The organism is Microcoleus sp. T2B6, from assembly GCF_036700475.1.
Taxonomy (GTDB): Bacteria; Cyanobacteriota; Cyanobacteriia; order Cyanobacteriales; family Microcoleaceae; genus Microcoleus.
Genome location: NZ_JAUBOZ010000188.1, coordinates 1 through 7,093, shown reverse-complemented (window position 1 = coordinate 7,093; position 7,093 = coordinate 1). Strand labels below are relative to the sequence as shown.

The 7,093-nt window shown below is 46.5% G+C and carries 4 protein-coding genes; 3 read left to right on the top strand and 1 reads right to left on the bottom strand.

Annotated elements, in window-relative coordinates:
- A partial coding sequence (locus QUA00_RS35725; RefSeq protein WP_333413284.1) for a hypothetical protein occupies positions 1-434 on the bottom strand: 434 nt, incomplete at its 3' end.
- Between QUA00_RS35725 and QUA00_RS35720 the strand changes: the two genes are divergently transcribed.
- From QUA00_RS35720 to QUA00_RS35710, 3 genes are all read left to right on the top strand, one after another.
- Positions 412-3,978: a S8 family serine peptidase gene (locus tag QUA00_RS35720; protein ID WP_333413282.1), complete on the top strand. Its 3,567-nt coding sequence runs from the start codon at positions 412-414 to the stop codon at positions 3,976-3,978. The genes QUA00_RS35725 and QUA00_RS35720 overlap by 23 nt on opposite strands.
- A 261-nt stretch (positions 3,979-4,239) precedes the next feature.
- Positions 4,240-4,740, top strand: coding sequence for a hypothetical protein (locus tag QUA00_RS35715; protein WP_333147929.1), 501 nt, complete (start codon positions 4,240-4,242; stop codon positions 4,738-4,740).
- Between the two features lie 71 nt (positions 4,741-4,811).
- Positions 4,812-7,093, top strand: a 2,282-nt coding sequence (locus QUA00_RS35710; RefSeq protein WP_333413280.1) for an FG-GAP-like repeat-containing protein, incomplete at its 3' end; no start/stop codon positions are given.

The window sequence follows — 7,093 nt, the reverse complement described above, 5'->3', positions numbered from 1 at the left end:
CCCACACCTCCTACTCCCACACCTCCAACCCCAACACCTCCTACTCCAACACCTCCTACTCCAACACCTCCTACTCCCACACCTCCTACTCCCACACCTCCTACCCCTACACCTCCTACTCCCACACCTCCAACCCCTACACCTCCTACTCCCACACCTCCAACCCCTCCAACACCTCCTACACCAACCCCAACACCAGCCCCAACACCTGCTGGAATTACCGTTAATCCTGTAAGTGGATTAATCACGACAGAATCAGGGGGAACAGCAACATTTGATGTCACACTCAACAGCCCACCTACTGCTGATGTCAAAATAGATTTAGGAAGTTCCAATACAGCAGAAGGAATAGTTTCACCTGTATCGCTGACATTCAATTCTGGTAACTGGAATTCAACGCAGACAGTAACAGTGACAGGTGTTAACGACAACATTGTTGACGGCAATAAAGCTTACACAATTGTTACTGCCCCTGCTGTTAGTCCGGATAGCAAATACTCCGGGTTAAATGCAGCCGATGTCGCTGTTACCAACAATTCCCCAGCAACAGACTTAGCTGGAAACACTCCAAGTACATCCCTCAAAATCAATGCAACTTCTAATCTCAGAAACTATACTGATGCAGTGAGTAGTAATTATCCAGATTACTACAAATTCACTTTAGGAGCTAACAATGACTTCAATTTATCAGTCGATGGCGTGAATGAAGATGTTAAGCTTGAATTGCTGGACAGCAATCAAAATGTCATTACAACAGCCCAAAACTCCGGCACTACTTCAAAGTCAATAAACCGGATTTTGGAACACGGCACTTACAGCATTCGAGTTTCTTCAGTTAATAGTGCGGAGACTCCATACACTTTAAACTTGTCTGCTTTGCCTCGCCTTGCCGGTATCACAACCACAGGATATGAAGGCCCTGCCTCCACAGCTACAACTTCGCAGCCCACTTCAACGACTGGAACTACTGGAAATTCTTCGGGCAACATCAATAACAACTTCCTCGCCAATAATGTCCTCGCCACACCGCGTTTTACTCCGATTAGTGGCATCAACAATCTTGTCAGAAGCGTCCAGACTAATATATTCAGTTCGCCGAGCGCTAATAGCTTCTCGGACGCATCATATTCCTATGGTTTTGACGGCGGAAACGACCCAAAGGGTCGGTTGGTCTCTGCCAGTGTATCCAATGCACAAATAAATCTCGACAAATTCCGCGCCACACCCGGTTTTTCCGGTATCGACGGCCGCGGTTTCTCTGTAGCGATATTAGATAGTGGCATCGACTTAAACCACCCATTCTTTGGCCCTGACAGCGACTCAAACGGCATTAGCGATCGCATCGTTTATAACTACGATTTTGCCGATGGCGACGCGGATGCTAGCGACCAAGACGGACACGGATCGAACATTGCCAGCATTATTGCCTCCCAAGACCCAACCTATACCGGGATGGCACCAGGGGCTAAGATTATCGACCTCAAAATCAGAAAGGATACTATACCTGCTGGTAGTTCAGACGAAATTAATAAGTTTCCGTATGTTGAACAAGCCTTGCAGTGGGTATTGCAAAATGCAGATGCTTACAACATTGCCAGCGTTAATATGGCATTCGGCAGCGGTGAAAGTTTTACCAGTCCTACTTCACTCTACGGTATAGGAGATGAACTGGCAGCATTGGCCGCGAAGAATATAATTGTTGCCTCTTCATCCGGCAACCGTTACTTCCATTACCAGAATCCTCCAGGTGTAAACTACCCTTCAGCCGATCCGAATTCGCTATCGGTTAGCGCGGTATACAATTCGGATATAGGTAGTTCCTCTTTGGGAAATTATTTTGCAAATAAGGATAATAGCACTAATAATTTAGTAACTGCTAATACCACTGCTGCCGATCGCATTGCTCCATTTTCTCAGCGTAATGGGACATTAACCACAATTTTTGCTCCGGGGGCACCTATCACCGGGGCTGACAAAGATGGCGGTTTAAGCACCTATCACGGTAGCAGTCAAGCTACAGCCCACATTGGTGGTATCGCAGTATTAGCCCAACAGTTAGCACAGCAAAAATTTGGCCGCCGACTAACACCAACCGAGTTCGCCGACCTTTTGAAATCAACCGGTGTCACTATCAATGACGGCGACGACGAAGACGATAACGTTACCCGTACTGGTTTTAATTACAAGCGCGTTGATGTGCTGGCTTTGGGTCAAGGTATTGTTGGCAATCACCCGCCACTGTTAAACTACGGCCCGAATACAACTCCGTGGCATTTCCAGAACTTGCGAGTCAGCTATGGAAGGAACTTCAAATACACCTTTCCGACAAACACTTTCACAGATCCCGATCCGGGAGATAGCCTCACCTACTCAGCCACTTTAAAAAACGGTGAAGCTTTACCGTATTGGCTGACTTTCAACCAGAATACCCGCACCTTCCAAGGAACAATTCCAGGGCCCCGAAATTTGGAAATTAAATTAACAGCAACGGACACATGGGGTGCAACTGCAAGTGATGTCATTTTAATGAAACTATCCAAGTATGGTGCTGTCATTGACGGTTATATCTCCGGTGCGACTCTCTTCTTAGATGCCAACAAAAACGGTGTCCTCGATGCCGGAGAGCCATCAACTACTACTGACTCCAACGGTGAATACGATCTTGATATTCCCTTCGAGACTTTCGACAAAAATCAAAATGGGGAAATTGATTCATCAGAAGGTAATTTAGTTGCTTTTGGAGGCACTGACACCGCCACCGGCTTACCCCTAGAAACACCAGTCACCGCACCACCGGATTCTACTGTTGTCACCCTCTTAACCAGCTTAGTCGCTGACTTAATCGACAAAGGAGTTGCACCGGAAACAGCGCAATCTCTTGTCAAATCTTCTCTGGCGATTCCCGCTGATGTTGACATCACCGATTTCGACCCCATCGGCGCCACCAACAACAACGAACCGGGCGGCGTCCAAGTCTTAGCAGCAATGGTGAAAGTCCAAAACTTCATCACTCAAACTAGCGCTTTGATTGACGGTGCTTCCAGTGCAGCTACTAACGAAATTGTCAAAGCTGTTGTCAGTTCAATTACGAGTCAAATTCAATCCGGCACTGTTTTAAACCTCAGCAACGCACTCGCTTTAGAACCAATCATTCAGCAAAGTGCCGCGAAAATTCAGCAGATTGACCCCAGTTTCAACAGTCAAAAAGTTACCTCAATTACCTCGCAAGCTGCGACTGTAATGGCAACAGCCAATCAGCGCATTGATTCTGCTGTCTCCAACCCAACAGGAACATCAATTCCTGAATCACTTGCCCGCGTCCAACAAGTAGCTTTGGGCCCAACTACTCAAGACTTCAAAGAAGTTGGTGCGGGAACTAAGACAATTTCCCAGGTAGTTACTGAGAATACTGGTGCTGCTTTAGATACCAAAATTCAAGCTGTGATATTACCTGCTGGGATTGCAACTCCTGTTGTCACCGGCGACGCAGATTTGGGCAGCAATTCCCCCGATCGAATTCTCGGTACAAATGGCGATGATACCCTGACTGGCGACAGTCCAAATAATGTTTTGCTGGGTCTGAGGGGTAATGATTCCCTCGATGGTGCGGTGGGGAATGACACTCTTTTCGGCGGCAAAGGTAACGATACTTTACTCGGCAGTAGCGGTGATGATGTCTTGTTTGGCAATCGCGGTGACGATTTGCTGAATGGCGGTTTGGGAAGTGATAGTTTGACGGGAGGGAATGGGGTAGATAAATTCTTGCTATCTACCAATTCCGGTACTGATACTATTACTGACTTTGAAGTTGGTAAAGACTTGTTAGTTTTGGGTAATGGTCTGACTTTCTCGCAATTGTCAATTACTCAAGAAAACAGTTCAACATTCATCCGCTTGTCCGCAACCGGAGAGATTTTAGCATCTCTGAATGGTGTGACGGCAAGTGCGATCGGTGTCGCAAATTTTGGCTCAATCTAATAGCAATAGGACTGATATGATGTCCGGTTAATCGACCATAATTCCTGTAGGGGCGGGTTCGCGGATATCTTTAAGAGAAACGAGAGATTCTGTAAACCCGCCCCGATATTCGACAGTACGATCGCGGCCGGGGCGGGTTTTTGAAATTGTCTATTAGCAGATATTGTTGGTGAACCCGCCCCTACCATCGACCTGATAATCGACCGCATTGGGTATAAGTCCCGATCGAGTAGTAGTGTATCCACCCATGAGGTTTTTGATATGAACAACGAAGATTCACAACCAATGTTTTTTCCTGTTTCTCGTTTCAAGTTGTTCGTGATGTCCCTAGTAACCTTGGGCCTCTATCAAATTTTTTGGTTTTACAAAAACTGGCAGCTATTCAAAGCCGCAACAGGAGACGACATTAGCCCATTTTGGAGAGCTGTTTTCAACGGTATTTTTTGTTATTCATTGATTACGAAAATTAGAAATAGGGCTAAATTGCGCGGTATTGATGCCAACTTTAGTCCATTCTTGCTGACTCTTGCTTGGTTTGGGCTTGCGCTGTGTGCCCGACTGCCAGACCCATACTGGCTAGTTAGTTTTTTATCTGTAATAGTTTTGCTTCCTGTTCAAGAGATTGTGAATGAACTGAACAGTTTAGCAGCCCCAAACCACAATCCTAACGATAGATTTTCGGTATGGAATATAGTAACTATCGCTGTGGGAGGCAGCCTGTTTGTACTTGCGATCGTCGGGACACTGATGCCAGCAACTTAGGTGCGATTTGCATCAGTTTCACAACTCGAAACATCAAAGATTACTGTTGTTAACTAATCGGTAAATTAATCATGTCTACTTTCAGTTCCGCAACCAACTTTCCTGTCGGCACAAATCCCCAATCCCTGACTGCCGAAAACTTTAATAACGACAATATCCCAGACTTAGCGATCGGCGGAACGGCTGTTTCCATGTTAATAGGGAACAGTCAAGGAGGATTTGACACTCCTGCCAACGTGAATCAATCGTCTAGTTACACTCCAATCGTAGCGGGTATTTTTAACAATGATAATTTTCTTGACCTAGCCCTAACTAGCTGGTCTGGTGGAGAATTTCCTAATGGTTACGTTTACATTTTACCAGGAACAGGTCAAGGTACTTTTGGCAATTCCATTTCCTTTAGTGCCGGGGAAAATCGACTCAGTGCGATCGGTGTAGGCGATTTTAACGCAGACAACTTATCAGACATAGTTGTAGCAGATGTTAACGGCCGCGTTGTCATCGGATTAAAAAACGCTCAAGGTAACTTTTTTACTCCTGAATATACATCTCAGGTGGGGACAAATCCAACGGCGATCGCAGCGAGAGACTTTAACGGCGATGGCAGCCTCGATCTTGCCATCACTAGCAGTGCTTCTAACAACGTTTCCATCCTACTCAACACGGGAGGCGCTGGTGCAGACAGATTTTCAATCCCGGTAAATTATGCAGTTGGCACTAATCCAACATCCATTGCAGCAGAAGACTTTAACGGTGACAACATCCTCGATCTTGCCATCACCAACAGCGTTTCTAACAACATTTCCATCCTACTTGGCACCGGTCAAGGTGCCTTTGCCAATGCCACCAACTACGCAGCGGGAGGCGATAGTCCGACCTCGATCGCAGTTGCCGACTTAAACGCCGACAGCAAACTCGATATCGCCGTTGCTAACAATCAATCAAACAACGTTTCTATCCTAGTTGGAACCGGTCAAGGCACCTTTAATAACCCCATTAATTATGCTGTCGGGACAAACCCAAAAGCGATCGCCATCAAAGATTTTAACGCCGACAACAAACCCGATCTCGCCACCGCCAATAGCGGTTCTAACGATGTCTCCATCCTGCTGAATACCACCGTTGAGGTCAATTTCGGCGCAGCCACTTACAGCGGCACAGAAGGAACAACAGATACCATCGTTAATGTCCCAGTCACCATCAGCGGCGGCACTCCCTTCAGCGATCTAGTTGTACCAATTGTTATCGACCCCAGCAGTACAGCTACCCAAGATTCAGACTACACTTTTTCACCTGCCACTCTCACATTCCCCGCAGGTACTAACACCCTCACTCAGAATGTTGCTGTCACTGTCAAAGCTGACAATATCGCAGAGAACGCCGAAACAGCAGTGTTCAGCTTTGGTACGATTACTGATGGGATTGCAGGTACAACAAAAGAAACAACACTAACTATTCCGGCCAATGACGCTATAGATTACGCCATTGCTGTCGGTACTGCCAGCCTCACCGAAGGCAACAGTGGCACTACTCCCGTTACTTTTACCGTGACTCGCAGCGGCGGGATTGATGCTGCCAGCAGTGTAAATTATGCAATTGGAGGAACTGCTACAAACAGCAGCGATTACAACAATATCGGCGGCACTTCTGGGGGAACTAGCATTACTGGTACGGTTAATTTTGCTGCGGGCGAGACATCGAAAACTCTTACTTTAGATGTGTTGGGCGATGCCATAATTGAACCGGATGAAACTATTACTGTTACTCTGTCAAATCCGGTTGCGCCCGGCCCGACTCCGACTATTACCGCTGCTACCGCTACAACTACGATCGGTAATGATGACACTGCCGGAGTCACCGTCAATCCTGCCAGCGGATTAGTGACGACAGAAGCAGGCGACAGCGCTACATTTACCGTTAAACTTAACAGTCAACCCAGTGCTAATGTTAGCATTGATTTGAGCAGTTCCAATCCCGCAGAAGGAACAGTTTCTAGCAATAGTTTAACTTTCACGCCTGCCAACTGGAATGAACTGCAAACAGTAAAGTTGACTGGTGTTGACGACAGCATTGCTGATGGTAGTAAAACTTACAATATTGTCACTGCTGCCACTGTCAGTACCGACATTAATTACAGCAATCTCAATCCCGATGATGTCAGCGCCAGCAACAGCGATAATGAAACTCCTGGCATTACGATTAATCCTGCCAGCACGACTGCAACGGAAGGCGGTGCAACTGGAAGTTACACTGTTCAGTTAAATAGTCAACCGATCGCACCTGTTACGATTAACTTAGCTACAGGCAGTCAAATTCAACCAATTACCGCACTTACTTTTACAGCGAATAATTG